Below are 26434 nucleotides of genomic sequence, written 5' to 3'. Positions count from 1 at the left end.
CTTTGCCTTGGCAACGGCATATGTCGTCCTTATGTTAGGGGCACATAATGGCGGGCAGCAGATATGTCCGTGTGAGTTCGGGGAGTTCGATGAACCCAAATTTCAGAAATTTCGCCTTGTGGGCCGTGATCGCCCTGCTGCTGATCGCGTTGTTCAGCATGTTCCAGACGTCGCCGACGCAAACGGGTTCGCGGGAAATTCCGTATTCCCAGTTTCTTCGCGATGTGGATTCCGGGCGAGTTCGCGACGTGACCGTCACCGGTAACCGGGTTCTTGGAACCTACACCGAAAACGGCACGGCCTTTCAGACCTATTCCCCCGTCATCGACGACAGCCTGATGGAGCGCTTGCAGAGCAAGAACGTGACCATCGTGGCGCGTCCCGAAAGTGATGGTTCCTCCGGTTTCCTGAGCTATCTCGGCACGCTTCTGCCGATGTTCCTCATTCTTGGCGTCTGGCTGTTCTTCATGCGGCAGATGCAGGGCGGTTCGCGTGGTGCGATGGGCTTTGGCAAGTCCAAGGCCAAGCTCCTGACGGAAGCCCATGGCCGCGTGACGTTTGATGACGTTGCAGGTGTGGACGAAGCCAAGCAGGACCTCGAGGAAATTGTGGAATTTTTGCGTGATCCGCAGAAGTTCCAGCGTCTCGGCGGTAAAATTCCGCGCGGCGTGCTGCTCGTCGGACCTCCCGGTACGGGTAAGACGCTTCTCGCGCGTTCCGTCGCCGGTGAAGCCAACGTCCCGTTCTTCACGATTTCGGGTTCGGATTTCGTGGAAATGTTTGTCGGCGTCGGCGCGAGCCGTGTGCGTGACATGTTCGAACAGGCCAAGAAGAACGCACCCTGCATCATCTTCATCGACGAAATCGACGCCGTCGGCCGCCATCGCGGCGCTGGCCTCGGCGGCGGTAACGACGAGCGCGAACAGACACTGAACCAGCTGCTGGTCGAGATGGACGGTTTCGAGGCGAATGAGGGCATCATCCTGATCGCCGCCACCAACCGCCCCGACGTTCTCGACCCCGCACTTCTGCGTCCCGGCCGTTTCGACCGTCAGGTCGTCGTGCCGAACCCGGATATTGTCGGCCGCGAGCGCATTCTTAAGGTGCATATCCGCAACGTGCCGCTGGCGCCGAATGTCGACCTCAAGGTTCTGGCCCGCGGTACCCCCGGTTTCTCGGGTGCGGACCTGATGAACCTCGTCAACGAAGCCGCCCTCATGGCTGCCCGCCGCAACAAGCGCGTCGTCACCATGCAGGAATTCGAAGACGCCAAGGATAAGATCATGATGGGTGCGGAGCGCCGCTCTTCCGCCATGACCGAGGCCGAAAAGAAGCTGACCGCCTATCACGAAGCGGGCCATGCCATCACCGCACTCAAGGTTGCCGTGGCCGATCCGTTGCACAAGGCGACGATCATCCCGCGCGGCCGTGCGCTCGGCATGGTCATGCAGCTGCCGGAAGGCGACCGCTATTCCATGAGCTACAAGTGGATGGTGTCGCGTCTCGTCATCATGATGGGTGGCCGCGTTGCTGAAGAATTGACCTTCGGCAAGGAGAACATCACATCGGGCGCATCTTCCGATATCGAGCAGGCCACCAAGCTTGCCCGCGCGATGGTCACGCAATGGGGCTTCTCCGATGCTCTCGGCCAGGTGTCCTATGGTGAAAATCAGCAGGAAGTCTTCCTCGGCCATTCCGTCTCGCAGTCGAAGAACGTCTCCGAGGCGACGGCCCAGACCATCGATACGGAAGTCCGCCGCCTGATCGACGAGGCTTACACGGAAGCACGGCGTATCCTCACGGACAACCACGATGGCTTTGTCGCTATTGCCGAGGGTCTTCTCGAATATGAGACCCTGACGGGTGACGAGATCAAGGCGCTGCTGAGGGGTGAGAAGCCCGCGCGCGATCTGGGTGACGATTCTCCCGGCAGCCGTGGTTCGGCGGTGCCGAAAGCCGGCGCCAAGAAGGACGGTCCCAGCGAAGCGAAGCCCGATGGTGAAACAAAAGGCGACGGCGAGGCCGAAGGCGGCATGGAGCCGCAGCCGCATTGATCGTGCGCGCAAGCTGAGAATTGTAAAAGGCCATCCGGGTTTCCGGGTGGCCTTTTCATTTTGGTAACAAGATATAAGCCATTTTTGCGGTAATTTACGTGCTGTTTGTCGTGGTTTGTGGCATCTAGCCAAAAACGCTTCCGGCTGTTTTCAGCTTTTGCCGGAATGCTGGAAAAGATTTGGAGTTTAAATGGCACGCCGTTATTTCGGAACCGATGGTATCCGCGGACAATCGAACGTATTCCCCATGACGCCTGATCTGGCGATGCGTGTGGGCATTGCGGTCGGGACGATATTCCGTCGTGGCCATCACCGCCATCGCGTCGTTATCGGCAAGGATACGCGCCTTTCCGGCTACATGCTGGAGAACGCGCTGGTCGCCGGTTTCACCGCCGCCGGTCTCGATGTCTTCCTGCTCGGGCCCATTCCCACTCCGGCCGTCGCCATGTTGACCCGCTCGCTGCGCGCCGATATCGGCGTGATGATCTCGGCCTCGCACAATCCGTTCTCCGACAACGGCATCAAGCTTTTCGGACCGGATGGCTACAAGCTCTCCGATGAGCTGGAACTGGAGATAGAGGATCTTCTCGACAAGGATATCTATGCGCAGCTTGCCAAGCCGAGCGAGATCGGCCGTGCCAAGCGTGTGGACGGCGACATTTATCGTTATATCGAATTCGTCAAGCGCACCTTGCCACGCGACGTGACGCTAAGCGGTCTGCGGATCGCCATCGACTGCGCCAATGGCGCGGCCTACAAGGTGGCGCCCGCTGCGCTCTGGGAACTCGGCGCGGAAGTCGTCACTATCGGCAATGAGCCGAACGGCATCAATATCAATCTCGAATGCGGCTCCACTCATCCTGAAGCCCTGCAGAAAAAGGTGCACGAGGTGCGGGCCGATATCGGCATCGCGCTCGATGGCGATGCGGACCGCGTCATCATCGTCGACGAGCGCGGCGAGATCGTCGACGGCGATCAGCTCATGGCTGTCATCGCCGATAGCTGGGCTGCCGACAACATGCTGCGCGGCGGCGGCATTGTCGCGACCGTCATGTCTAACCTCGGGCTGGAACGCTTTCTGGGCGACAAGGGCCTTACCCTTGCCCGCACCAAGGTGGGCGACCGGTATGTCGTCGAGCACATGCGCAACCACAACTTCAACGTCGGCGGCGAGCAGTCCGGCCATATCGTCCTGTCGGACTATGGCACGACGGGCGATGGCCTTGTCGCGGCCTTGCAGGTTCTCGCCAAGGTCAAGCGCTCGGGCCGTACGGTCAGCGAAGTCTGTCGCAAGTTCGAGCCTGTACCGCAGCTTTTGAAGAATGTGCGGATTTCCGGCGGCAAACCGCTCGAAAACCCTGTTGTGCAGCAGGCAATTGCGGATGCGGAAAGCGCATTGGCCAATAATGGCCGTCTCGTTATTCGCCCTTCGGGTACGGAACCGCTGATCCGCGTCATGGCGGAAGGCGACGACAGTGCGAAGGTGGAACAGATCGTTAACGATCTCGTCGGCGTTATCGCCAACGCCCGCTCGGCGGCGTAAACGTCCGCTATGGTAACGTGTAAAAAAGCCGGCTCTGCAGCCGGCTTTTTATTGGGTATTTGTTGATAAATGGAGTGGACGGTCGTGGTTGTCATCGAAGCGATGGACTGTCTGAATAGATTCGAAGTTCGTTGCCGCCTTCGGCCTGCCGCCATAGATACCGGGACGGCGCTTGGAGCCAATCTGCGCCTTGACCTCGGCGAGCCGGATCAGACGGCAACGCGGTTCGGGCAGCACATCTCTCCTGATTTCCTCGGCCTGGTCGTTGTCCTTGGCGTTTGACGCAGCAAACTGATCGGGTCATGTGCACGTATCCTGCCCAGGGTCTTCGAAGGTGACCAATGGCAGGATTTGAAGAACCGAAGCTAAAAGCATGTCGCATCCCGCCATGCTATGTTCAGGTTCAACATGTTCTGCCTCGTTATGACTGAGACCATCGCGGCACGGAACAAAAATCATGGCTGATGGGGCGACCCTATTCATAAAAAGTGCATCGTGAAATGCGCCCGACAACATGCGTTCGGTCGGAAAACCACGCTCCCGCGCTGCGCGGTCCAATGCCGAGACGATGCTATCCTGGAAATTCGCAGGTGACATGTCGAATATCTGTTCAATCGTCGCGTCGCACTTTTGGCCCGTCGCAGCTTCGTGCACGATCGCGCGGATTTTGCTCTCCATCTTGGCGAGCGTTTCTGATGATGGATGCCTGATATCGACGGTAAAAGTCACGGATTGTGGAATGGCATTGACGGCGCCAGGTTGCAACGCCATTCGGCCGACGGTGAACCGGGCCGCAGGATCCTGCGGCATCATGGCGGGGAAAAGCGATCCCAGTGCATTGACCGCCGCATGAAAGGGATCGCGTCTGTATGCCAAGGCTGTTGTGCCTGCATGGGCGGTCTGGCCGGTGATTGACACCTTCAGCCAGCGTGTGCCCTGTATGCCCGTCACGATCCCGATGGGAATGCCCTGTTTTTCAAGGGATGGACCCTGCTCTATATGCACCTCGACAAAAGCAAAGACCGGAAAACCAAGATCGCGCATGGTCGCTTCCGGCAGGCTTTTAAGGGTTGCGTCAAGCTCACCTGCAAAACCGGCGCCGTCATCCGTTGCCACAAGATGAAGCCAGTTGTCGGGGATATTACCGGAAGCAAAAGCCATGGAACCCATGCAGCCGGGAGCGAAGCGGCAGCCTTCCTCATTCGTGAAGGCGACCACCTCAATGGGGCGCTCCGTATCGATTCCGAAATCTTCGAGCGTTTCGAGAACCTCGAATGCCGAAAGCGTTCCCAGCGCTCCATCAAACCGGCCGCCTGACGGCTGGCTATCCAGATGGCTGCCGATCAGAAGCGGTGCAAGGCTCTCGTCACGGCCACTTCTGCGAATGAAAAGATTGGCAAGGGGATCCTGAAACACGGAAAACCCCCGATCAATGGCGAGTTTCGCCAGCAGTCGTCTCGCCTCTCGATCCAGTCCGGTCAATGCCTGCCGGTTGACGCCGCCCTTTTCAGTCGCGCCGATCGCCGCAAATCGATCAAGATTTGCCAGCAGTCTCTCGCCGTTGATCGAAAGTTTTGCCATTGCTGTCTCCTTTTCAGCCATCGAGGCCGCTCTGAGCCGCTGCAACGAAAGAACGTACCCGGGACAGTTCGACCGGGTTCCACCAGACACCGCCTTCCTTCAGCGATGAGGCTACGATCACGCCGCTGGTGCGTTTGAGGATGTCGACGATATTGCCTTCATTGACACCCGACCCGACCAGCAGCGGCAAATGTGTTGCCGCACCGATTTCCTCGATTTCTTCCAGGGTCGCGCTGTTGCCGGTGCGCTGGCCCGTGGCGATGACCCCGTCGGCGTCGAAGAAGGCAAGGTCGCGAGTCAGTTCATCAATGCTGCGATCCGCCGTTATGGCGTGGGCGCCATGCTTGACATGGCTGTCGGCAAAAACCTTTATGTGCTCTGCCCGCAGCAACGAACGGTAGCGCATCGCCTCGGCTGCACGCCCCTCCATGAAACCCTCATTGGCCACATAGGCATTGGCCCATTGATTGACACGGATGAACTTTGCCCCGCCCGCCATGGCGATGGCGAAGGCAGGAATGGGGGCATTGGCCAGCACGTTGACGCCAACGGGAACGCCGGCGGCGCGAACGATACGGTCTGTCACAACGCTCATGAAAGCCGAGGTTTCCGGCCCGATATCGTCGGGCTTGGAAAACGGCACGTCGCCATGGTTTTCGATCATCAGACCGTGCATGCCACCTTCGACAAGCCGTTCGGCATCGCGCATGCACGCATCGTAGATGGCATCCATGCTCGCGTTGCGATAACGCGGCGCTCCGGGAAAGGCCGGGCAATGGATCATGCCGATCAGCGCCTTGCTTCGACCGAAAATTTCCTTGATAGCATTGGCCGCATTGTCGGATATGGTCTGCATTTCAGTCCCTTTCGAAAGTTCTCCATGCGCGCCTTTGTTATCGGCAATATCGCACTTGATGAAACCTATTCCATTGCCGCGCTGCCCGAGGCAGGCGCTTCAATCTTCGGCGAGCAAGCCTCGCGCAGTCTGGGTGGCAAAGGCTGCAACCAGGCCATCGTTCTTTCGCGGTGCGGCGTCGAAACCACGCTGGTCGCCGCCGTCGGCAGGGATGACCGCGCCGTTGCGATCAGAGAAGCGCTTGCCCGCGAACGCCTGACACCAAAACTCATTCCCGTCGACAGCACCAGTAGCGATATTTCCATCATTCTGACGACCCCGGACGGCGAAAACTCGATCATCACCACCCGGTCGGCAGCCGCAGCGCTTGATAAAGACGCGGCCCTGGAGGCACTCGGTGATGCCGTATCGGGTGACCTCGTTGTCCTGCAGGGCAATCTATCGGAAGAAACAACCCTCGCCATTCTCCATGCGGCGAGATCAAAGGGGCTGACGACTGCCTTCAATCCTTCGCCCCTACAACCCTGGTTCGCAAGCGTCCTGCCGCTCATCGATATCGCCGTCCTCAATCGCATCGAGGCAGAGGTGCTATCAGGCACGAGCGGCGCTGCGGCCGGCGCTTTTCTGCTGCGGGCCGGCGTCGGCCTCGTTGTCGTCACACTCGGCGGACAGGGCTGCGTGCTCGTGTCTGCCAATGGTGCAATCGAGGTGCTGGCCGCGCCCGCCACGATTGTCGACACCACGGGTGCCGGCGATTGCTTCGCGGGTGTTGCGCTCGCCTCCGCCACGCGTCGCGGCGTCGCGGTGGATGCGCGTGCCCTTGAGGATGCCGCGAGGGCCGCAGCCATCACGGTCGGCCGCCGTGGCACGCAGGACGCCTTTCCCAGCCATGAAGAACTGACAACCATCCTGCGGGCCTGAGCCTGCCGATCACGGCTTTTCCGTCAGCCAGCCGAGAATGTTCTTCCACAGGCGCCCATAGCCGTCCCACTCGCAGAAGGCGGGAGAGAGCCAGTGCGGGCCGATGTCCGAGGTCCATGCGGCCGTGCGGCCCTGGCCAAAACGTCCGGTGACGAGCAAAGGATGGGAACCCTGATCTTCCGGCAGACGGGCAACCACCTCGACATCGGCGCGGTCACGCACCTCGACCTCGTTCACCCCCAGCAGAAGCGGCCATTCGCCGGAAAGGCCTGCGACGGTCGGATGGTCGGGTTTAAGAATATCGGCTGTCGAGCCCTCCGGAATTTCCACACGGTCGTCCCACGGAAGGCAGGTAACGGGAAGGGTGTCTTCCACCGGCGTGCGACGCCAGCGCGCCTTGCCGTCGATGCCCTGGAAGGAAAAATAGCCGCCGACCATCAGCAGGCCGCCGCCCTTTTCCACCCATGCCTTGATGAGCTTCAACCGGTTCGGCGCGGTCTTGGATTGCAGCCAGACGGCGGGTGGCAGCAGGAGCGAATTCGCACCGATATCCGAGAGAATGATGACGTCATACGCGTCTAGCCCGGCCATCTCGAAGGGGAACTTTTCCACCGCATCATGGGCTGTCATGTAAGTCAGCTCATATTCGCTGCCGTCTAGCGCTTTCACCAGCGGCTCGGCACCGAGGTGAAACGTCACGCTGCCAAATTGATCGAAGCCCTTGTAGTGGGTGGCGGAACTGACCCAGCTTTCACCGACGAGGAGCACTTTTTTTGTCATGATCTTTCCATTTCCATAGTTTCGTCAGGTCTTCGCCTGGAAGACCGAGCGCGGATTATCCCGCATGAGGGTTTGAAGGGTGGCATCGTCGAGCCCGTGCCGCTTCAGGCGCGGCAGGAAGTGCTTGAGAATATAGGCGTAGCCATTGCCGCCATATCGCGTCAGCATCATTTTCAGGAAGACGTCGTGGGAAAGCAGAATGCGGTCGAGGTAACCGCCCTCCGCCAGCGTGACAATCGAACGGGCGGCATCCTCGTCGCTGGGGCACTGCACCTGCTGGTCGGCATAGAAAAAATCCATGCCGATCATGTCATATTCGATAAAGGCGCCGCGGCCTGCGAGTTCGCTCTGGTAGGTAATATCCGCGTGGGAAGGGTTCATATGGCAAAGAACGGTGTGGTTCAGATCCGCACCTTGCTCCGCGACGATGTCGAGAACCTTATGCCCCAGCCGCAGCCATCCCGGCAGATGAACCATCAGGGGCAGGCCGGTGCGAACATGCGCCTGCGCCGCTCCCCGCAGGGATTTTTCCTCCGCTGCCGTGAAATCCGCGGAAACACCGATTTCGCCGATCAGGCCGATGCGGACATCGGTCCCATCGACACCGTGGAGCGCCTCGTGCACGATCTCGTCGGCTATGGCTTCGACCGTCAGCCCGGCCACCTTTTCGGGGTGAGAGGACGCAAGGTAATAACCCGCCCCCATGACGATATTGAGCCGGGTTGCCTCTGAAATCCTGCGCAGCGCCAAGGGATTTCTGCCGATACCCTGACAGGTCGGCTCAACAACCGTCTGTCCACCGGCCGTGGCGAAATCCTTCAGTTCCGCAATCGCCAGCGGTTCGTCGTCAAGCGTGATATTGTGCTTGTTGACGAAGGGATCCTGACGCAGCTCACCGAGGATTTCCATGCAGACGAATCCCTCGGCAAGATATTGCCGCTCCGGTGTCTTGGGGGCGTGCCACCAGCAACGGCAATCGTTGAGGATGTGTTCGTGCATCAGCGTGACGCCGAGTTGATCCGCAGCGATTGCGCCGCGCACGGTCATGACCTTTCCCGACCGGATATGTCCTTCAGACAGTTCCGCGGTCATCGCATCAGCCCTTTCTCTTCGCGCCCAGGCGGAAGTTCGCGGTGAAGATGCGCGTATTGAGCCAGATTGCGGCAAGGATGATGGCGCCCGTCACGATCTGGGTGAAGAAGGGAGAGATGTGCATGAGGATCAGACCGTTGCCGATCACGGCGATGGTCATGGTGCCCAGCACCGTGCCGAGAATGGTGCCTCGGCCGCCCATCAGCGATGTGCCGCCCAGAACCACGGCCGCCACCACCTGAAGCTCGAACCCGACTGCCGCATTCGAGGATCCAGACCCCAGCCGCGCCGCAATCATCAGGCCGGCAATGGCCGAGGCCACGCCCGCAGCCAGATAGACGGAGGCGAGAATCCATTTGGCGGGCATTCCCACACGGCGCGCAGCTTCGGGATTGGAGCCGACGGCCACGACGCGACGACCATATCGGGTGCTCGAAAGAACGATATAGGCAATCACGGTGACGACGACGCCGATCAGGGCGGGCACAGGCATGCCGAGGAAATCACCCCGCCCGAGGTAAAAGAAACCGGGTGCTTCCGGTATCGGCACGGAATAACCCTGCGTGATATAGAGGGCAACGCCGCGCAGGATGGAGAGGCCGGCAAGCGTGACGATGAAGGCTGGAATGCCCTGATAGGCAATGAACCAGCCCTGCACGAGGCCAAGGCCGCCGCCGAGCATGAGCATGGCGACGACAACCAGCGGCCAGGGGTAACCGGCTGCAAGCAGGATCGCCCCGACGGCATTGATCAGGGCAACCATGGAGCCGACGGACAGATCGATACCGCCGGTGATGATGACGAATGTCATCGCGACGGAGACGATCAGGATAGGTGCGGCCTGACGGACGACGTTCAGAAGATTGCCGGCCGTCAGAAACGTATCCGTCGTCGCGGAAAAGAACACCAGGCAGAGGGCAAAAAAGGCCGCGATGGAAAGCACCTGCGCATTTTCGGCAAAAAAGTCCGAAAGCGGTGAGCCTTTGGCGCGTTCAGTATAGACGGTCAATGACGTTGCCCTCCCACGATCAGCCTTACGAGATCCTCAAGGCTGGTGTCGTTGATCTGGCGCTCCGCCACCTTGGTGCCCTCATACATGACGGCGATGCGGTCACAGACTCGAAAGAGATCCTGAAGGCGGTGGGTGATGAGAATGACCGACACGCCCTTCGCCTTGACGCGATTGATGAGCGAAAGCACCGCTTCCACCTCCGCAACGGCGAGCGCGGATGTCGGCTCGTCCATGATCAGGACCTTGGGATTGAAAGAGGCCGCCCGCGCGATGGCGATTGCCTGCCGCTGGCCACCGGACAGTTTTTCCACCTTCGCGGTGAGACGCGGAATGCGGATTTCCAGCGCATCCAGCATCTTGCGGGCTTCCGAAAGCATGGTTGGCCGGTCGAGAAACGGCCCCCTGGTAATCTCGCGTCCGAGGAAGAGATTGCCGACGACGTCGATATGGTCGCAGAGGCTCAGATCCTGAAAGACCATTTCAATGTTGCGGTTACGAGCATCGGCGGGGCCTGAAAAGCGAATGGCTTCGCCTTCCATCGTGATCGTGCCTTCATCGGGTATGTAGGTGCCGGAAATCACCTTGGTGAGGGTGGATTTACCGGCCGCATTGTCGCCGACGAGACCGAGGCACTCGCCGGGGAAGATATCGAGATCGACACCGCGAAGCGCCTGATGCGAGCCGAATGTCTTGCGGATATTGCGCAGGGAGATACGCGCTTCACGGTCGGGCTGCCGGGAGAGAAGATCTCCCCCGGCGCCGTCGACAGCGCCTGTGTGCTGTCCGGCCGCAATCATTTGAAGACCGCGCGGTAGGGTTCGACGTTGGCCTTGGTGACGATGGTAACCGGCACGGCGATAGTCTTTTCAACGGTGCCGCCGTCGGAGACGGTCTTGAGCGCCTTGACCGCCGCTGCACCCATGGCGGAAGGATCCTGCTGGATGACGCCTGCGACATAACCCGCATCGATGCCGGCAATCGCCTGTTTGGTCAGGTCCCAGCCAAACACCTTGATGTCTTTCTGCTTGCTCTGGCTTTCAACGGCGGCGACCGCTCCAAGAAGAGCCGGTTCACCCGTGGCATAAATTGCGGTCATATCAGGATTGCCGGTGATGAGGTTTTCCGCTGCCGACAGAGCGGTGTCCTGAACGTTCTGGCCATCGACGACGCCAGCCGTCGTGATGCCGGACTTATCCTTGATCGTGTCTTCAAAGCCCTTCTGGCGGATGTTCTGGATGAAGGAGTTCAGCGCGCCGACGACGCCGATCTTTGCCTTGTCGCCCATGTCCGACTTCACGTAGTCGAGGAAAAATTGCCCCATGTCGGCGCCCGCCTTGCCATTGTCGACGCCGATCTGGGCTTTTTGCGGCCCTTCCGGCAAAATGGCGTCAATCGCGACGACGGGAATATTGGCGGCAGCAGCCTGCTTTACGGCCGGCATGATACCGTTGACATCGATGGCGACCACGGCAATGCCGTCCACCTTCTGCTGGATATAGGTCTCGATCGCGCTGTTCTGGGCGGCGGGATCATTGTTGGCGTTGAAGATCACCAGCTTGACGCCGGCTTCCGTGGCGGCCTTTTCCGCGCCTTCATTCATCTGGTTGAAAAACAGCGCCTGCTGGTTGATCTGCACCAAGGCGATTGTTTTTTCGGCGGCGGTGGCAAGACCGGCAGACAGGGTCGCGCCGGCAAGAACGGTCGCAGCGAGCGCTGCGGAAAAATATCGACGTTTAAAATTCAGCATTATCGTTCTTCCTCTGTTGGTTTCGTTGCTTTTTATTTGATCGCGGGCGGCGCAACGGATTCACGCACGACGATTTCGACGGGCAATAGCTCCTCTGACAGCAAAGGAGGTTCCTGGTCCCAATTGGTTTCGAGCAAAAGCGACAGGGCGCGTTGGCCAATGGCGCTGACAGGCTGGCGAATGGCGGTGAGCGGCGGGGCAAACAGATGCAGCGGTCCGACATCATCGAAACCGATCATCGACACATCTTGCGGGATACGCACGCCTTCGGATCGCAGAACTTCGATGAAGCCGATGGCGATTTCGTCCGAACTGGCGAAAACAGCCGTTGCCGGGCGCCCCTCATCCAGAAAGCGGCGCGCGGCAGCCCGGCCAAATTCCACTGTATATGCGCCGCAATATCTGGAAATCGAAAGCTCTGCCTCCGCCACCCGCTCGGTGAGAGCAGATTTTAGACCGCGAAAACGACGCTCCGTACTGATCATCTCCTCTGGTCCTCCGACATAAAGGACATGTTTATGCCCATGCATAGCCAGATGCGCGCCAGCCAGACGACCGCCCTGCTCATTGTCGCAGAAGAGTTTCGGCACGGTAGCGCCGGGCACGTCTTCATCGACCACCACGACCTTTCCGGTGGTATTGATCAGTTCCGCCAGTTCATCGGTATTGGGGTGGTTCGTGATGAAAACGAGCCCATCGACATGATTGCGGGCAAGCAGACGAAGATAGGACAATTCCCGACCCGTACGGTTCAGCGTGGCGAAAAGCGAAAGGGCAAGTCCTCGCCTGTCGGCTTCTTCTTCCACGGCCGCAACGAGCATGCCGAAAAACGGGTTTCCAATATCAGGAACGACAAGGCCGATCGTGTCCGAGCGCCCTCGGCTCAAACGTCTGGCATGGGGATTGGGCACGTAATTGAGTTCACGGATCGCGGCCTCGATGCGCGCTTTCGTTTCTGGCGGCAGCTCCAGCGTGCCGTTCAGAAGCCGCGATACGGTCGCAACTGAAACGCCTGCCGCCAAGGCGACATCTTTGAGGCTGGTCGCAGGGTTTCGCGCCATCACACTCCCGCTTTCTGTTCCACTCTACCGGGTCTTTTCGACCTCTGTTTGGCTTGTAAAGCGATTTACTAAACCGCTTTACAAAAAAGTCTAAAAGCTGGGCCGAGTCAACACGGTTTTATAGCCTCTTTAAAATTTGTCTGTTTCACCGGAGCCGTATCAGGGGACCTGAAAACCCATGGCGGAGCCTTGCAGCTTCATTTTTCTCCAGAATCTCGAATAGATAGAGACACCCAGGCATGGCGGGTCTCCTCATAAACGCTCTGCGTTGGTTCCATGGCGCTTGAATCTTCAAAACAGCCCAAGGCGATGGCGACGAGCCTGGGCCGAAATTCCGGTAACCAATAAACCGTGGATCCGCAGGCGGGGCAGAAGCGGAACTCCAGGTTCTTTCCGCTATCTCCGGGCCGCATGTAGGTTTTGTATTCTCCCGACGCAGTGACTTGATCGGCTTCATAAAACACTGCGACGCCGAACGCTGAGCCGGTGCGATGCTGGCACGCACGACAGTGACAAACGGATACCTTGCGGGGTTCTCCGTTTGTCACGACAGTTAGCTGACGACATGAGCAATGGGCCAAGCGCACAATGTTGCTCCCAGTTCTGAACCCGGATTTTTTGGCTCCGAATAGCCCCGCCACAACCGTATCGGAGCAGTGGACTTTGATAAAGGTAACAGTCGGGAAGAATATCAGAACTTTTGCGCCGACATGTCGAAGTGGAGATATGGAGGCGCTGACCCTTGCCTACCAAGCATCTTCGTAGATTCTGGCGGCATCGGACAGCAACACCGTGCGTGGATTGTTAACCAGCAGGCGGGTCTGTTCCATCGCATTTTCCGCCAGCAAGGCAAGCCCGTCTTTTGGTATTCCAACATCTCTCAGTCGCACCGGCAGGTTCAGGCGCACGGGAAGCAAGGCCAGCCCTTCCAGGAAGCCGGCAAGTCGTCCTGACCTGTCGGCAGGCTCCAGCTGAGGAAAAAGACATGGCGCCAGTTCCGCATAGGCATCGCCGCACACCGTTGCGTTGAAATGCAACACATGCGGCAGGACCAGGCTGTTGGAGAGCCCGTGTGGAACATGATAGAGGCCGCCAATCGGGTAGGCGAGAGCATGAACGGCCGCCACCGGCGAGTTGGCAAAGGCCTGACCGGCCAACATCGCACCAAGCAGCATGGCCTGTCTGGCAACCATGTCGGCCCCGTTCTTTACGGCGGCCTCGATATTTGCTCCAAGTAGCCGGAGCGCCTCTTTGGCAAGTGTGCGGGAAACAGGATTGTTGTTTGCGCTTGCGGAGGTGAAAGCCTCGATGGCGTGGACCATCGCATCAATTCCCGTCGCCGCCGTTACCGCCGGAGGAAGGCCGACTGTCAGACTTGCGTCCAGGATGGCCGCATCCGGCAGCAGGGTTGGCGACACGACACCCTTTTTCTGGTGTGCATCCGTGGTAACGATGGAAATCGGTGTGACTTCCGATCCGGTGCCGGCCGTCGTCGGCGCCAGCACCAATGGCAGGCGTTCACCGGTCACCTTGCCGACCCCGTAAATATCGCAGAGCGCTTCACCGCTCCTTGCCAACAGCGCCACGAGTTTCGCGACATCAAGCGATGAGCCGCCGCCGATGCCCAGTATGCCGGTGGCCCCGAATTCGATTGCACGCGCCACAGCGTCGTGGATGACGGCTTCCGGAGGATCAGCGACAACGCCGGTGAAGATCGACGTTTCGGCCCCGCCCTCCGAAAGACTTGCAAGGGCGGGCTGAACAAGCCCAGCCCTGACGACGCCATCGTCGGAAATTACCAGAATACGCGACCCAAGTCCGGTCTTCAGCTCCGAAAGTCTTGAGATACTACCGGGACCTGCGATTATCTGCGGGACGGTTGCGAATGTGAATGTGGACATCTTGTCGGTCTCTCACTCATGCCATTTGACGAGAAGCCGATAGTGATGCGGCTGGCGCATAAGGACAAGACCATTTCGCCGGACAATGTTCGTGGGATAGGGTGCATCGGAGTTGGTGGTGTCGGCTGATGCGGCCGCAATCCCGTCCTCGTCCACAATTGCCGGTTTCTGGCGCGGAAAGCTGCGGAAACCCGGCCGCAACACAGCATTTTTGCCCAAATATACCCGTTGTGCATCCAGCATGTCGTTCACCGAAATCAAGGGCATCGTCGGTTTCGGAGACTGACCGTTACAACCCATCTCCTATCGTGACGCGTCATCGGGACTCGCCTCGAAATCGGGAAGCGCTAGACCTTCATCCCCATCGCGCAGTGCCGACAGCGATAACAGGGCCGGTTGCCTGACCAGTCGGCGAGCCGCCGAAAGGTTCGACGCTGATGGCGAAGGTTGTGCCTTCGGTGATGCTGTTGCGCATGTCGGCGGGGATGATGAGGTCGCCATTCGTTCCGGGCTGGAAAACGCCGAGCGAGCGGGTCTTGCCGCCGTCCATCACCAGCCACAATTCCAGTGATTTTTCGTCGGTCTTGCCGGTTGCAACAGGCACAATCCGCATCCGTCCGGATTCCGCGTCGTAGGAGGCAAGGAGATTGACTTGGCTGTCCGTCGTTGCAAGTTCGGCCACCAGCGGTGCGGTGCCCTGCCGCTTGTCGGGGAAGGCGGCGTAAACGACGGCGGCAACGGCGGTTGCGCTGGTGGCAACCGAAATCCAGCGCCACAAGGATGCGGAATTCCACAGGCTGCCATTGGTATTGATGGCCTTGCTTCCGAAAAGTCGTTGTTCGATACGCTCAAGAACAGTGGCGCTCGGTACGTGCTCTTCGTAATCGGCATTGAAGTCGGAAAATTCCGCTTCCCAACGCTGTACCAGCTGTGCGAAGGCCGCGTCGTCCTGCATGCGTCGTTCCAGTTCCCGACGCTTTTCAAGCGGCAGGACGCCCAGAACATATTCACCGGCGAGGATATCGTCGCGCGAATGCTTGCCGCCGCTCTGTTCGCCCGTGGTCATCGCTGCATGCACTCTCTGAGTTTGAGGAGACTGCGTCGTAGCCAGGTTCTGACCGTGTTGAGCGGCACGCGCAATTCCTCGGCGAGTTCGAGATAACTCAAGCCCTCGACATAGGCCCGGCGCACCGCCTGCGCGTGTACGGTCTCAAGTTCGCGCATGCAGTCTTCGATCCTGCGGCCTTCATCGGCGAGAACGATCTGCTGCTCAGGATCGCGGACGCTCTCGTCGGCAAGATCGTAGGCTTCCTCGATGTCATCGGTTATGGGCTTGCGCGCCCGGATCGTGTCGATGGCATGGTTGCGGGCAATGGCGGCAAGCCATGTGGCGGGTTTTCCGGCACTGGCGGCGAATGTTCGGGCCCGCTGCCAGACCTTGATATAGATTTCCTGCAGCGCCTCTTCGGCTTCCGTTCTGTCACGCAGGATTTTCAGGCAGATTGCGAAGAGCTTCGGACTGGTCGCCTGGTAAAGCGAGACGAATGCTGAACGATCACCCATGCCGACGCGGTTTATAAGGCTTGCGATCTCTGTGGCCTGCATTCGAACCTTCCTTGCTGCGTCTCCTTTATAGAGCCGTCTTTCGCAGGAAGACAAGAGATGTATGCCGGGAACCCGGCAACGGATACGCTGCAGGGGTATCGGAACGAAGCTGCCGGTAAGAGAGGATGTCGTCATCACAGGCCCGCCGGATTTTCCAGCGGGCCGACGAGCCGCGCCGTTATGAGATAGCCGATTGTGGCCGCCGCTGCGGAGACGAAGGTTCCCCATAAAAGATCGGCGACGGTCAAGGTCGTGGACCAGCTTTTCAACGTCGCCTGATTGGTCAGGTCGTAAGTGGCGTAGGCCATGAAGCCGACCACCGCGCCATAAAGCAGCGCGGTCGTCCATTCCCCCGTCTGAAAGGCCGGGCGAACCGCAAGAAAGGTCAGGCCGGCGGCATAGATGAGGTAAAAGACGACCGCTGGAGCAAGCCTGAAATTGTCCGCCAGAAGATCGCCGATAGCCGGGCGGTAAAGGCGCGACGCCATCGTACTCAACCAGATGAAATCGATCACCAGAAAGGCGACGAGGGTAACAAGGTATGCCGCGAAATAGGTCTTCATCGGTGTTTTCCTTTGCAGGACATTGATGCGGAAGCGAAGATGCGAGGGCAAAGCAATGTGGAGATGTGGCTAGTCGATCCTTGTCCAGTTTATGCCCTTGCACAGCAGACCGGCGACGATACAGCCTTTCGTGGTCATGCCGTTGCCGTTCACTGTCACTGTTATACTGTAGGACTTGTCACGCTGGGGGTCGAAAGCGGTGCCGGAATAGCTGCCCGCCTCTGTCTGCTTTATGTCCATGATCAGCTGGTCCCCGGTTTTTTCCTTCGGGGTTCCCGGCTTGATCCAGGTATTTGTGGCGCAGATATTTTCGCCGCAGGGCGCGATCATTACTTTCGCCTTGCCGTCTCCGCGCGCCCAGTTGCCGTCGATATCGGCCGCCATGGCGCTGGATGCAACCAGCAGTGGCCACAGGACGGAAGCAGCTGTCAATCCATTGATCATCATTGTCTCACTCCGTAGTTTGGTCCCGCCTTATCCGTGTTCGATGGTGTAGAACCCGACGTTTATGGTCCCCTCGGCAAAACCTGCCTCGCAATAGCAAAGGTAATAATCCCAAAGCCGCCGGAAGCGGTCATCGAAACCGAGCAGGGAAATCGTCTGCCACCGCGCATGAAAACGCTGACGCCATTCGGCGAGCGTGAGCGCATAGGACTGGCCAAAAAGCTCCTTATCCGTGAGCTTCAGGCCGGCCTTGCCGACCGCCTTTTCGAGCGCGTCATTCGAGGGCAAAAAACCGCCGGGAAAGATGTATTTCTGGATGAAATCCGCCTTACGCCGATATGTATCGAAGCGGCTTTCTTCAATCGAAATGATTTGCAGCACAGCGCGGCCGCCGGGTTTCAGGCATCTTTTCAGCGTTTCGAAATAGCTTGGCCAATAGGCTTCGCCGACTGCTTCGAACATTTCGACGGAGACGATCCTGTCGAATTGGCCGTTCAGGTCACGATAATCCTGCAGCCTCAGATCGATGCGGCCTGTCCTTTTCGTTTTTTCCGCTGCATTTTTTGCCCATTTCAACTGGGAGGGGGAAAGGGTGATGCCGGTGACGTTGGCTTTGGCCTGGGTGGCAAGGTGAATGGCGAGTGCGCCCCAGCCGCAGCCGATCTCCAATATGTTTTCGCCGCCACTCAATTGCAGTTTATCGACGATACGTTCCAGTTTTTTCAGTTGGGCGGCCTCGAGCGTAGACGCCGTGTCATCGAAGATCGCCGATGAATACAGCATCGAAGGATCGAGCCATTGCCGGTAGAACTCGTTGCCGAGATCATAATGTGCTTCGATATTACGGCGGCTGCCCCGTCTGGTATTGGCATTCAACCTGTGCGCAGTGCGGTGGAGAAGGCGCATGGGCAGGCTGCCGCGCATCGACCTTGTGAACGCCTCGCGATTTTGGGCCGCGAAGCGAATAAGCGCCGTCAGATCCGGTGTTGTCCAGTCGCCTTCGATGAACCCCTCGGCAAAGCCGATGTCGCCGTTCAGCAGCATTCGCCGGAGCGCGCGCCAGCTATGCAGGACAATGGTCGCCTCGCTGCCATTTGTTGCGCCGGATTTTTCAATGAAACCGCCGCTGGGAAGAATAACATGTAATCTTCCTCGGTCGATATTGCTCAACAGCCGGCTGATGAGCCACATGCCAGGGCTGATGCGGCGGTCAAGACGCGTATTTTTCACCGATGATTCCGTGAGATTGTCAAACGGGGTCATGAATTTTGGCCTCGGTTTGCGACGATGAAGGATGAAGGAAGGAGACTGGACTGGCAGGCGGCAGCGGACGTTTTCTGAAACGCACACCCTTCAGCCAAATTTTCAGCGCCTCCCAATGAATGCCCAGAATAACTCTGAGCGTCAGGAGGGGGATGGCGAAGAAAGCTTTCACAAGTGCGCTGTCCGTCAACTCGACACGTCGGGCCAGATGGCGGGCGGTCAGGACCAGGCCGTCATCGTCGAAAGTCTCGATGACGATTTTCAGCCTGTCGCCGGGTGGGGTGACGCGGAAAACATAACGGAGATCCATGTCCATGAAAGGCGAGACATAAAAGGCCTTTTCGCATCGCTGGACGATCTCGGTCGATTTGCCGGCTTCCACGGGGATCAGGTATGCGTGTCTCTCGCCAAACGTGTTGTCCACTTCCCAGAGGATAGCTTTGAGCGACAAGTCGCGCCCGTAACAGAAGAAGACACTGAGTGGGTTGAAGGCCCAGCCGAGCACACGCGGCATGGTGAGCAGACGTATCGGTCCTCCGTCCACCGGCATGCCTGCCGCCGTCATGGCTGTTTCGATCTGCTGGCGCAGCCCGATGGCGCTGCGGCTGCCGCGGTCTCTGCTGTGGAATGAGAAAAGGTTGAACCGGTCTACGGAGAAAAACCGCAATTTTCGGTCGAGCACATTCAACTCATCGAGATCGAGGAGCAGCGAATAAATCCGGTAGGCGAGTTTATGGGTTTTCGGCTTGAAACGCGCATGCGTTACATGGCCGGGAAAAAGCGCGGAGTTGAGGGGGGACGTCATGCCATCACCTCCATAACTTCCGTGCCTGCCGCAACTGTCGCCAAATTCAGGCGAATGATCCGGCCATTGTCATCGGCAACCTTCCATGGGCGGGATACGCCGCCAAGATCTTCGGCGACGGCGAGGCCGGCCTGGAGGCCGTCCTCGTGGAAACCGGATCCGAAATAAGCGCCGCAGAACCAGGTGTTTCGCAGGCCCTGCAAGGCCCATAGCTCCTGACGCATCTGTTCGGTGCCAGCGTCAAAAACCGGATGGTGATAGGTTTCCTCGGCGATGATTTTTCCTTGATCCGGTTCCCGCGCCGGGTTCAGCGTTACGAAAACGTCCGGGATTTCGCCCAGCGGCTGAAGCCTGTTCATCCAGTAGGTAATGCTCGGCTGGCCCGTTTTAATGCGTGTGTCGGCCACATAGTTCCAGCTTGACCAGGCAGCGCGGCGGCGCGGCATGAAGCTGCTGTCGGTGTGAAGCACGGCGCGGTTTTGGGTATAGGTAAAAGCGCCGAGAATGCGCCGTTCGGCGCGTGTTGCGTCGGCAAGGATGTCGAGCGCCTGATCCGCATGGGTTGCGATCACCACCTCATCGAAGCGCACGGCTTCGCCGTCCGCAGTAGTGATTTCGACGCCGTCCGGCAGGCGGTGGATGCGCTTCACTGGTGTCGAGAGGCGAATTCGATCCGCAAAAGGCGCCGTGATGCGTTTCACATATTCGCGCGAGCCACCGACGACGGTGCGCCAGACCGGCCGATTGCGCAGCAACAGCAGGCCGTGATTGCGGCAGAATTTGATGAAATGCGCCGCCGGATAACGGCCGACCTCCATGGCCGGCGTGGACCAGATGGCCGCAGCCATGGGATAAAGATGATCGTCGCGAAACGCTGAACCATACCGATTGCGGGAGAGATATTCATCGAGAGACATATCGCCCATCACATGCAGGTCGCGTGGGGCGTTGCGGTAAAAGCGCAAAAGGTCCGCAAGCATCGCCCAGAAACGTGGCCTCAGGATATTGGACTTCTGGGCCAGCAGGCCAAGGCCGGTTCCGCCGGAATATTCGAAACCGCCATCATCCAGAGAAACAGCGAAAGACATGTTCGAAGCCGCCGTGGCCACGTCCAGTGTTCGAAAAAGAGCGGTGAGATTGGGATAGGTCTGCTCGTTGTAGACAATGAATCCGGTGTCGACATGGACTTGTCCGTGGTCCGTCCTGAACGTCACCGTATTGGTGTGGCCGCCGATGCGATCAGCAGCTTCGAAAACAGTTACATCGTGCCGTTGCGACAAAAGCCAGGCCGCCGACAAACCGGAAATTCCCGTTCCGACCACGGCGATGCGGCGCCGGCTTTGTTGTTTTTTCGCTTCGGTGTCGACCATTTTTCCTCGCTATCGCATTGCCAATCCAGTCTTGGGGTCTGCGACATGTACGAGGAAGGCGCCCGATCAGTTTCACCGGCGCATTGATTTTCTGAAATTTTGTTCGACGCCTGAAACTCTTTTGCCGGTTCGGTCGTATTTCCCATCACGAAACCCGACCTCAAACTGTTCACAAGGGCGAGCAAAGTGGTGATATTTTCTGTTGTCCTGGCGCTGGCCATTCTTATGTCGCTTCTGATGGCAGGCGCCTGGGCGTTGCAGAGAGCAACCGGTTCAAGCGGCTGGATCGACACGGTGTGGGCGGCGAGCGTCGGGCTTGGCGGAATTTTCGCTGTTGTTTTCGCCGGCGGAGACGGCTGGCGGCGCGGCGCTACACTTTTCCTGGTCGTTGTCTGGTCCCTGCGGCTTGCCGGCCATATCGGCATGCGCACGCGAGGAGGCGGGGAAGATCCCCGTTATGCAAAGCTTATGGAGCAATGGGGGAGCGCTGCCGCGCTGCGGCTCTTCATCTTCCTGCAAATACAGGCAATCGCTGCTTTTGTGCTCGTTCTCGCGGTCTATCTCGCCGCAAGCAACACCCATGGTTTTCCGCGTATCGTTGACGTGATCGCCATGGTGCTTGCCCTTGGCGCGCTGGCAGGCGAAGCGCTCTCCGACGCCCAGCTCTCGAAATTCAGAAAGACCGCAGCGGCAAAAAACAGTGTCTGCGAAACCGGCCTGTGGCGTTATTCCCGCCATCCCAATTATTTTTTCGAATGGCTTTTCTGGTGCAGTTTTCCGCTGCTGGCCATTCAGGGGCCGGCCTTGTCATGGGCGTCGCTCGCCGCACCGGCGATGATGTACTGGCTGCTTGTCCATGTCTCCGGCATTCCGCCGCTTGAAGACCATATGCTGCAATCGCGCGGGGAAAAATTCCGCGCCCTTCAACAACGCGTCAACGCCTTTTTCCCGGGGCCGCGCAAGAACGAGGACAGGCCATGAACATGCTCGCACTCGCCATCAACGCCGCCGAGCGCACGCCGCTTAGCGATAGCGTGACGCTTGCCGGAATAGATATGCTCTGCGGACGGACGAAGCGGCGGCTTGCCGCCATCCCAGCCGATGCGGAAGAGGTTTTCGCGGCGGATATGGTGAAATTTCCCGTCGCCAGCCATACCGATGACGCGAACAAACAGCATTATGAAGTGCCAGCGGCATTTTTCGCGCTCGTTCTGGGAGAGCATCGCAAATATTCCTGCTGTTATTATGATGATTCAACGGCGACGCTGGATGAAGCTGAAAATGTTGCTTTGGCCAAGACCTCGGCCCATGCCGGCCTTGAAGACGGGATGGAGATTCTGGAACTTGGCTGCGGATGGGGTTCGTTATCACTTTATATGGCCGGCCGTTTTCCCAATGCGCGTATCACGTCAGTCTCGAATTCCGTGTCGCAGCGCGAATATATAATCGGTCGTGCGCGAGAATCTGGGTTTTCAAACCTCTCTGTAATAACGGCCGATATGAATGATTTCACGACGAGCGATCGCTTCGACCGTGTCGTATCGGTGGAAATGTTCGAGCACATGTCGAATTGGCGCGTGTTGTTTGAGCGTGTTCACGCGTGGCTAAAGCCGGACGGCAGGTTTTTCTTGCATGTGTTTAACCACCGCGACCGATCCTATCGTTTCGACCATAACAATCCTGCCGACTGGATCGCCCGGCATTTCTTCACCGGCGGCATCATGCCGGCCTTTGACCTTCCCCATCGTTTCAACCAGCTTTTCACCGTCGAGCGGGAGTGGCGCTGGTCAGGGTCGCACTATCGTCGGACAGCTCTCGATTGGCTCGAAAACTTCGACAGAAAAATTGACCGCATCCGACCCATTCTGCAACAAACCTATGGCGCCGATGCGCGGCTTTGGGAAAGGCGGTGGCGATTGTTCTTCCTGGCCACCGCGGGGCTTTTTGGGCATGATGGTGGTGACGTGTGGGGGGTGGGGCACTACCTCCTGAAGGCGGTTTAGTGTTAGCGCCCCGCAATCGGCATGGGCGCGTTTCAAAAACCGCTCTCGAAACGTTTGCCGAAACGAACGTTTACATCCCCGCAATAATGAATAGGCTGGCCGCATCTTTTGAGCAGGTCGAACGTTCTTGCACAAGGAGCAGCTGGAGAAAGTTATGAGTTCAGTTACGCCGAAACTGGATAGTTGCGGCGCCGAGCCCATCCATATCCCCGGCGCTATTCAGGAGCATGGGGCTCTTCTGGTCTTGTCTGCGCGGGAATTTTCCGTGGTGCAGACCAGTGATAATTTCGCTGACTATATTGGCGGAGCAGTGCCGATCGGTGCCGTTGCAAGCGAGGTGGCGTTGCCGTTTCTCGCAGCATTGTCCGCCTGGTATTCCAGTGAAGAGAGCATTTTCCGATATGTTTGGGCCGAAAAGAAACTCGATGTTTCGGCGCATCGATCCGGCCCTCTGATTATCGTTGAGGTGGAAAAGACGAGGGAGGGCGAATCGGCTGAAAGGCTGATGGGCGAACTCACCCGTCTGGCGCAATATCTGAATAGCGCGCCGTCGCTGGAAGATGCGCTTTCTCGGACAGCGCAACTGGTCTCCGCAATCAGTGAGTATGATCGCACCCTGATTTACGACTTCGGGCCGGACTGGAGCGGCCACGTCGTGGCGGAAGCCGGTAGCGGGGCTTTGCCGTCTTATCTTGGACTACGTTTTCCGGCGGGTGATATCCCGCCGCAGGCGCGGCAACTCTATACCATCAACCGTTTGCGAATGATCCCCGATGCCAATTATCGGCCCGTCCCGGTGAGACCGCAGGTGAATGCGGAAACGGGGGCGGTACTCGATATGAGCTTTTCACAGCTGCGCAGCGTGTCTCCGGTTCATCTTGAGTATATGCGCAACATGGGCACGGCCGCTTCCATGTCGGTGTCGATCATCGTTAACGGCGCCCTGTGGGGCCTGATCGCCTGCCACCACGCTACACCTCATGCGGTGCCCCTTGCCGTGCGAGAAGCCTGTGATTTTGCGGCGCAGCTGCTGTCGATGCGGATAGCGATGGAGCAGAGTTCTCAGGATGCATCCCGCCGCGTGGAGCTTGGCCACGTTCAGTCGCGTCTGCTGAAGCGGATGGCGACTGCCGAAAAATGGGTTGACGGTCTGATTGCAGGCGACGACGAAAGAGAAGACCTGCTGAAACAGGTGGGAGCCGATGGTGCTGCGCTTATTCTTGGCGACAAATATGAACTGGTCGGCAAGACGCCTTCACGGCAGCAGGTTGAAGAGCTTGTCCTGTGGCTTGGTGAGCAGGATGTCACCGATGTTCTTGCAACCGACAATCTGGCAGGCGATTACCCTGCTGCGTCGGCCTATGCATCCGCCGCCAGCGGGATTATCGCGATGCGGGTTTCGGAACTGTATGGAAGCTGGCTGATCTGGTTTCGGCCGGAGGTCATAAAGACGGTGCGATGGGGCGGCGATCCGCACAAGACGGTGCAGGAAAGCGGACGCATCCATCCGCGCAAGTCCTTCGAAATCTGGAAGGAGCAATTGCGCGGCACGGCGTCTGCGTGGTCGGAGCCCGAGCTTGCAGCCGCAAGGGAGCTGCGCAGCGCGATCATCGGTATTGTCCTGCGCAAGGCGGAGGAAATGGCGGATCTGACGCGGGAACTGCAACGGACCAACAAGGAACTGGAGGCTTTTTCCTATTCCGTTTCGCACGACCTGCGCGCGCCTTTCCGCCATATCGTCGGTTTTGCGCAATTATTGCGTGAGCGCAGCAACGCCTTGGACGAGAAATCCCTGCATTATCTTCAGATGATATCCGAGGCGGCGCTCGGCGCTGGCAGGCTGGTGGACGATCTTCTGAATTTTTCTCAGCTTGGCCGCACGCAGATTACCATGAAGCCGGTCGATATGCAGAAGGTGGTGAGCGAAGTCCGCCGTTCTCTCGATCCGGCGGTCGCTGGCCGCCAGATCGAATGGCGGATCGGAAAACTGCCGGTGATATTCGGAGATCCGACCCTGTTGCGGCAGGTCTGGTACAATCTGATCGAAAACGCCATCAAATATTCCTCCCGGGAGCCGATTTCGATCATCAGCATTTCAGCGGTTGAAGGCGAAGACGACATCACCTATTCCGTCGAAGACAATGGTGTCGGCTTCGATATGGCCTATTACGGCAAGCTTTTCGGCGTGTTTCAGCGGCTTCAGCGTGTCGAGGATTTCGAGGGCACGGGCATTGGACTTGCGTTGGTGAGACGAATTGTCGAGCGCCATCACGGTTCGGTCGGCGCTGAGGGAACTGTCGGTGAGGGAGCCACGTTCTCCTTCCGATTGCCGATTGTGAAGATTAAAGAGGACGACATTGCCTGAACTCAGACCTATTCTGCTGGTGGAAGATAATCCGCGCGATCTGGAATTAACGCTGACCGCTCTCGAAAAATGCCAGCTGGCGAATGAGGTGGTGGTGGCGCGCGACGGCGCCGAGGCGCTCGACTATCTCACTGTCACTGGCAGCTATCACAACCGGCCTGCCGGCGATCCGGCTGTCGTCCTTCTCGATCTCAAACTCCCGAAAGTGGACGGGCTTGAGGTTTTGCAGAGGGTAAAGGGCGCTGATCATCTGCGGCACATTCCGGTCGTCATGCTGACGTCATCTCGAGAGGAGCAGGACCTGGTGCGGAGCTACGAACTGGGCGTTAACGCCTTTGTCGTCAAGCCCGTGGAATTCACACAGTTTTTTAAGGCTATACAGGATCTCGGAGTTTTCTGGGCTCTCCTGAACGAGCCGCCACCCGGTGCACGTCGCAATGGTGGATGAGGCGGTGCGGCGAATGGAAGCAGGCAAGCTTCTTCTCCTTGAGGACAGCTCGGTCGATGCAGAACTGATTGAGGACCAGCTGTCGCGTATTTCACCACCTCCGCTGGTGACCAGGGCGGTCGGCAAGGCGTCGTTCATAGAGGCTTTGGAAAAACAGCCGTTTGATATCATTCTTGCGGATTTCTCCCTGCCGGACTTCGACGGCATGGCGGCGCTTGACGTCGTCATGCAGACCCGACCCGATACGCCGTTTATCTTCGTGTCCGGAGTTTTGGGCGAGGATGCTGCGATCGACGCATTCCGGCGCGGCGCCACGGATTACGTACTGAAGCAGCGGTTGGTGAGATTGCCGTCCGCCGTCGAGCGCGCGCTGGCTGAAGCGCGGGAAAAACAGGAGCGGAAACGGGCGGAGCTGCACAAGGAACTTCTTGTTCGTGAGCTGAGCCATCGCGTCAAGAACACCATGGCGATGGTCATATCCATTATCCGCAGAACGGCAAAAGGCAGCACCTCGATCGAGGATTATCAGGAACGGCTTGTGGCCCGCGTGAGTTCACTGGCGGAGAGCCATGCCCTGCTTTTTCAGAGCAATTGGGGCGAGACTGACCTCAGAGACGTCGTGAAGCGCGCGATCGAGCCGCATAATGTCTTTGCGAGCAGGGTCGAACTTGACGGTCCGGATGGCGTGCATGTGTCGCCAAAATCAGCTTTGGCGCTGGGAATGATCCTGCATGAACTGGCGACGAACGCGCAGAAATACGGTTCTCTGTCCGGCGCAAACGGAAAGGTCGAGGTTTTCTGGAAGAAGTTGCGTGACGGAGATGGGCGCAACCGTGTTGACCTAAGGTGGCAGGAAAGCGGAGGCCCGCCTGTTTCCGCGCCGAAGGAAACCGGCTTTGGAACGACCCTGATAACAAAAGGCGCGCAATACGAATTGCAGGCTGAAAGTGAAATTCGCTACGATCGCGGCGGCCTGAAATATCAGGTCCTCTTTCCCCTGGATTGAATCGCCGGATGAAA

26 protein-coding genes and 1 pseudogene are annotated in these 26434 nt (G+C 58.5%); 8 read left to right on the top strand and 19 right to left on the bottom strand.

The features are described 5' to 3' along the window. Positions 1-89 precede the first annotated feature (89 nt). Positions 90-2054, top strand: coding sequence for an ATP-dependent zinc metalloprotease FtsH (ftsH, locus tag ACQZ48_RS03330; RefSeq protein ID WP_137411406.1), 1965 nt, complete (start codon positions 90-92; stop codon positions 2052-2054). Between the two features lie 190 nt (positions 2055-2244). After that, positions 2245-3597 (top strand): phosphoglucosamine mutase, encoded by a 1353-nt coding sequence (gene glmM / locus ACQZ48_RS03325; protein WP_077985273.1) that lies wholly within the window; start codon positions 2245-2247, stop codon positions 3595-3597. 126 nt (positions 3598-3723) lie between these two features. On the opposite strand, the pseudogene ACQZ48_RS03320 reads toward glmM, so the two are convergent. From ACQZ48_RS03320 to ACQZ48_RS03310, 3 genes and pseudogenes are all read right to left on the bottom strand, one after another. Further along, positions 3724-3842, bottom strand: a pseudogene (locus ACQZ48_RS03320) (IS3 family transposase); the annotation flags it as partial. A gap of 55 nt (positions 3843-3897) precedes the next feature. Then, on the bottom strand, positions 3898-5178 hold the full coding sequence (locus ACQZ48_RS03315) for a Zn-dependent hydrolase (RefSeq protein WP_191216813.1): 1281 nt from the start codon (positions 5176-5178) through the stop codon (positions 3898-3900). Positions 5179-5191: 13 nt separating this feature from the next. After that, positions 5192-6034 (bottom strand): BtpA/SgcQ family protein, encoded by an 843-nt coding sequence (locus ACQZ48_RS03310; protein WP_077985271.1) that lies wholly within the window; start codon positions 6032-6034, stop codon positions 5192-5194. Positions 6035-6058: 24 nt separating this feature from the next. Between ACQZ48_RS03310 and ACQZ48_RS03305 the strand changes: the two genes are divergently transcribed. Continuing rightward, the gene (locus ACQZ48_RS03305; RefSeq protein WP_191216812.1) at positions 6059-6955 is read left to right on the top strand and encodes a ribokinase; all 897 of its coding nucleotides are present in this window, start codon (positions 6059-6061) and stop codon (positions 6953-6955) included. A 9-nt stretch (positions 6956-6964) separates the two neighbouring features. On the opposite strand, the gene ACQZ48_RS03300 is transcribed toward ACQZ48_RS03305, so the two are convergent. From ACQZ48_RS03300 to ACQZ48_RS03225, 16 genes are all read right to left on the bottom strand, one after another. Further along, positions 6965-7735 (bottom strand): glutamine amidotransferase, encoded by a 771-nt coding sequence (locus ACQZ48_RS03300; protein WP_191216811.1) that lies wholly within the window; start codon positions 7733-7735, stop codon positions 6965-6967. A gap of 24 nt (positions 7736-7759) precedes the next feature. Continuing rightward, positions 7760-8827 (bottom strand): phosphotriesterase family protein, encoded by a 1068-nt coding sequence (locus tag ACQZ48_RS03295; RefSeq protein ID WP_077985268.1) that lies wholly within the window; start codon positions 8825-8827, stop codon positions 7760-7762. 4 nt (positions 8828-8831) lie between these two features. Next, entirely contained in the window at positions 8832-9836 is a 1005-nt protein-coding gene (locus ACQZ48_RS03290; RefSeq protein WP_191216810.1) for an ABC transporter permease, read from the bottom strand. After that, positions 9833-10636 carry an ATP-binding cassette domain-containing protein gene (locus ACQZ48_RS03285; RefSeq protein ID WP_137411410.1) on the bottom strand — a complete coding sequence of 268 codons (804 nt, stop codon included), beginning with the start codon at positions 10634-10636 and terminating at the stop codon, positions 9833-9835. Before ACQZ48_RS03285 ends, ACQZ48_RS03290 begins: the two co-directional genes overlap by 4 nt. After that, positions 10633-11586, bottom strand: a complete 954-nt coding sequence (locus ACQZ48_RS03280) for an ABC transporter substrate-binding protein (protein WP_173991062.1) — start codon at positions 11584-11586, stop codon at positions 10633-10635. The genes ACQZ48_RS03285 and ACQZ48_RS03280 overlap by 4 nt, the downstream gene beginning before the upstream one ends. A gap of 32 nt (positions 11587-11618) precedes the next feature. Continuing rightward, complete coding sequence (locus ACQZ48_RS03275; protein WP_173991060.1) at positions 11619-12647, bottom strand: LacI family DNA-binding transcriptional regulator; 1029 nt, start codon at positions 12645-12647, stop codon at positions 11619-11621. A 197-nt stretch (positions 12648-12844) separates the two neighbouring features. Then, entirely contained in the window at positions 12845-13237 is a 393-nt protein-coding gene (locus ACQZ48_RS03270) for a GFA family protein (RefSeq protein ID WP_077985350.1), read from the bottom strand. 156 nt (positions 13238-13393) lie between these two features. Beyond that, a complete protein-coding gene (locus ACQZ48_RS03265; RefSeq protein ID WP_137411413.1) occupies positions 13394-14548 on the bottom strand; it encodes an iron-containing alcohol dehydrogenase in 1155 nt (384 codons plus the stop codon). Between the two features lie 12 nt (positions 14549-14560). Then, entirely contained in the window at positions 14561-14815 is a 255-nt protein-coding gene (locus ACQZ48_RS03260) for a carbon-nitrogen hydrolase family protein (protein ID WP_077985262.1), read from the bottom strand. A gap of 88 nt (positions 14816-14903) precedes the next feature. Next, the gene (locus ACQZ48_RS03255; RefSeq protein ID WP_191216809.1) at positions 14904-15614 is read right to left on the bottom strand and encodes an anti-sigma factor; all 711 of its coding nucleotides are present in this window, start codon (positions 15612-15614) and stop codon (positions 14904-14906) included. After that, positions 15611-16153 (bottom strand): sigma-70 family RNA polymerase sigma factor, encoded by a 543-nt coding sequence (locus ACQZ48_RS03250; RefSeq protein ID WP_077985260.1) that lies wholly within the window; start codon positions 16151-16153, stop codon positions 15611-15613. The genes ACQZ48_RS03255 and ACQZ48_RS03250 overlap by 4 nt, the downstream gene beginning before the upstream one ends. Before the next feature lie 134 nt (positions 16154-16287). Further along, complete coding sequence (locus ACQZ48_RS03245) at positions 16288-16716, bottom strand: DUF2177 family protein (protein ID WP_137411416.1); 429 nt, start codon at positions 16714-16716, stop codon at positions 16288-16290. A gap of 69 nt (positions 16717-16785) precedes the next feature. After that, positions 16786-17163 carry a DUF2147 domain-containing protein gene (locus ACQZ48_RS03240; RefSeq protein WP_142914094.1) on the bottom strand — a complete coding sequence of 126 codons (378 nt, stop codon included), beginning with the start codon at positions 17161-17163 and terminating at the stop codon, positions 16786-16788. Between the two features lie 27 nt (positions 17164-17190). Next, positions 17191-18423: a class I SAM-dependent methyltransferase gene (locus ACQZ48_RS03235; RefSeq protein WP_374637256.1), complete on the bottom strand. Its 1233-nt coding sequence runs from the start codon at positions 18421-18423 to the stop codon at positions 17191-17193. Further along, the gene (locus ACQZ48_RS03230) at positions 18410-19228 is read right to left on the bottom strand and encodes a DUF1365 domain-containing protein (RefSeq protein ID WP_448728535.1); all 819 of its coding nucleotides are present in this window, start codon (positions 19226-19228) and stop codon (positions 18410-18412) included. The genes ACQZ48_RS03235 and ACQZ48_RS03230 overlap by 14 nt, the downstream gene beginning before the upstream one ends. Next, entirely contained in the window at positions 19225-20598 is a 1374-nt protein-coding gene (locus ACQZ48_RS03225; RefSeq protein ID WP_448728534.1) for an NAD(P)/FAD-dependent oxidoreductase, read from the bottom strand. Before ACQZ48_RS03225 ends, ACQZ48_RS03230 begins: the two co-directional genes overlap by 4 nt. A gap of 192 nt (positions 20599-20790) precedes the next feature. On the opposite strand from ACQZ48_RS03225, the gene ACQZ48_RS03220 reads away from it, so the two are divergent. The 5 genes from ACQZ48_RS03220 (at position 20791) to ACQZ48_RS03200 (ending at position 26420) form a co-directional block, all read left to right on the top strand. After that, on the top strand, positions 20791-21579 hold the full coding sequence (locus ACQZ48_RS03220) for a DUF1295 domain-containing protein (RefSeq protein WP_142914123.1): 789 nt from the start codon (positions 20791-20793) through the stop codon (positions 21577-21579). Then, entirely contained in the window at positions 21576-22601 is a 1026-nt protein-coding gene (locus ACQZ48_RS03215; protein ID WP_448728533.1) for an SAM-dependent methyltransferase, read from the top strand. Before ACQZ48_RS03220 ends, ACQZ48_RS03215 begins: the two co-directional genes overlap by 4 nt. 154 nt (positions 22602-22755) lie before the next feature. Next, complete coding sequence (locus ACQZ48_RS03210; RefSeq protein WP_191216805.1) at positions 22756-24966, top strand: sensor histidine kinase; 2211 nt, start codon at positions 22756-22758, stop codon at positions 24964-24966. Then, the gene (locus ACQZ48_RS03205; protein ID WP_077985254.1) at positions 24959-25414 is read left to right on the top strand and encodes a response regulator; all 456 of its coding nucleotides are present in this window, start codon (positions 24959-24961) and stop codon (positions 25412-25414) included. Before ACQZ48_RS03210 ends, ACQZ48_RS03205 begins: the two co-directional genes overlap by 8 nt. Then, positions 25404-26420: a sensor histidine kinase gene (locus ACQZ48_RS03200; protein WP_244634986.1), complete on the top strand. Its 1017-nt coding sequence runs from the start codon at positions 25404-25406 to the stop codon at positions 26418-26420. The genes ACQZ48_RS03205 and ACQZ48_RS03200 overlap by 11 nt, the downstream gene beginning before the upstream one ends. Positions 26421-26434 lie beyond the last annotated feature (14 nt).

The organism is Agrobacterium sp. 22-209-1 (genome assembly GCF_053522485.1).
Note: the sequence above shows the minus strand (reverse complement) of the source record. Positions and strands in the feature narration are given on the sequence as shown.

Excerpts from the sequence above, each read along its gene's own strand:
- ACQZ48_RS03265 (WP_137411413.1), bottom strand. The coding sequence starts at position 14,548 with ATGTCCACATTCACATTCGCAACCGTCCCGCAGATAATCGCAGGTCCC.
- ACQZ48_RS03225 (WP_448728534.1), bottom strand. The coding sequence starts at position 20,598 with ATGGTCGACACCGAAGCGAAAAAACAACAAAGCCGGCGCCGCATCGCC.
- ACQZ48_RS03310 (WP_077985271.1), bottom strand. The coding sequence starts at position 6,034 with ATGCAGACCATATCCGACAATGCGGCCAATGCTATCAAGGAAATTTTC.
- ACQZ48_RS03295 (WP_077985268.1), bottom strand. The coding sequence starts at position 8,827 with ATGACCGCGGAACTGTCTGAAGGACATATCCGGTCGGGAAAGGTCATG.
- ACQZ48_RS03305 (WP_191216812.1), top strand. The coding sequence starts at position 6,059 with ATGCGCGCCTTTGTTATCGGCAATATCGCACTTGATGAAACCTATTCC.
- ACQZ48_RS03235 (WP_374637256.1), bottom strand. The coding sequence starts at position 18,423 with ATGACCCCGTTTGACAATCTCACGGAATCATCGGTGAAAAATACGCGT.
- ACQZ48_RS03300 (WP_191216811.1), bottom strand. The coding sequence starts at position 7,735 with ATGACAAAAAAAGTGCTCCTCGTCGGTGAAAGCTGGGTCAGTTCCGCC.
- ACQZ48_RS03230 (WP_448728535.1), bottom strand. The coding sequence starts at position 19,228 with ATGACGTCCCCCCTCAACTCCGCGCTTTTTCCCGGCCATGTAACGCAT.
- ACQZ48_RS03215 (WP_448728533.1), top strand. The coding sequence starts at position 21,576 with ATGAACATGCTCGCACTCGCCATCAACGCCGCCGAGCGCACGCCGCTT.
- ACQZ48_RS03245 (WP_137411416.1), bottom strand. The coding sequence starts at position 16,716 with ATGAAGACCTATTTCGCGGCATACCTTGTTACCCTCGTCGCCTTTCTG.
- ACQZ48_RS03285 (WP_137411410.1), bottom strand. The coding sequence starts at position 10,636 with ATGATTGCGGCCGGACAGCACACAGGCGCTGTCGACGGCGCCGGGGGA.
- glmM (WP_077985273.1), top strand. The coding sequence starts at position 2,245 with ATGGCACGCCGTTATTTCGGAACCGATGGTATCCGCGGACAATCGAAC.
- ACQZ48_RS03200 (WP_244634986.1), top strand. The coding sequence starts at position 25,404 with ATGGTGGATGAGGCGGTGCGGCGAATGGAAGCAGGCAAGCTTCTTCTC.
- ACQZ48_RS03255 (WP_191216809.1), bottom strand. The coding sequence starts at position 15,614 with ATGACCACGGGCGAACAGAGCGGCGGCAAGCATTCGCGCGACGATATC.
- ACQZ48_RS03260 (WP_077985262.1), bottom strand. The coding sequence starts at position 14,815 with ATGCCCTTGATTTCGGTGAACGACATGCTGGATGCACAACGGGTATAT.
- ACQZ48_RS03210 (WP_191216805.1), top strand. The coding sequence starts at position 22,756 with ATGAGTTCAGTTACGCCGAAACTGGATAGTTGCGGCGCCGAGCCCATC.
- ftsH (WP_137411406.1), top strand. The coding sequence starts at position 90 with ATGAACCCAAATTTCAGAAATTTCGCCTTGTGGGCCGTGATCGCCCTG.
- ACQZ48_RS03275 (WP_173991060.1), bottom strand. The coding sequence starts at position 12,647 with ATGGCGCGAAACCCTGCGACCAGCCTCAAAGATGTCGCCTTGGCGGCA.
- ACQZ48_RS03250 (WP_077985260.1), bottom strand. The coding sequence starts at position 16,153 with ATGCAGGCCACAGAGATCGCAAGCCTTATAAACCGCGTCGGCATGGGT.
- ACQZ48_RS03315 (WP_191216813.1), bottom strand. The coding sequence starts at position 5,178 with ATGGCAAAACTTTCGATCAACGGCGAGAGACTGCTGGCAAATCTTGAT.
- ACQZ48_RS03240 (WP_142914094.1), bottom strand. The coding sequence starts at position 17,163 with ATGATGATCAATGGATTGACAGCTGCTTCCGTCCTGTGGCCACTGCTG.
- ACQZ48_RS03280 (WP_173991062.1), bottom strand. The coding sequence starts at position 11,586 with ATGCTGAATTTTAAACGTCGATATTTTTCCGCAGCGCTCGCTGCGACC.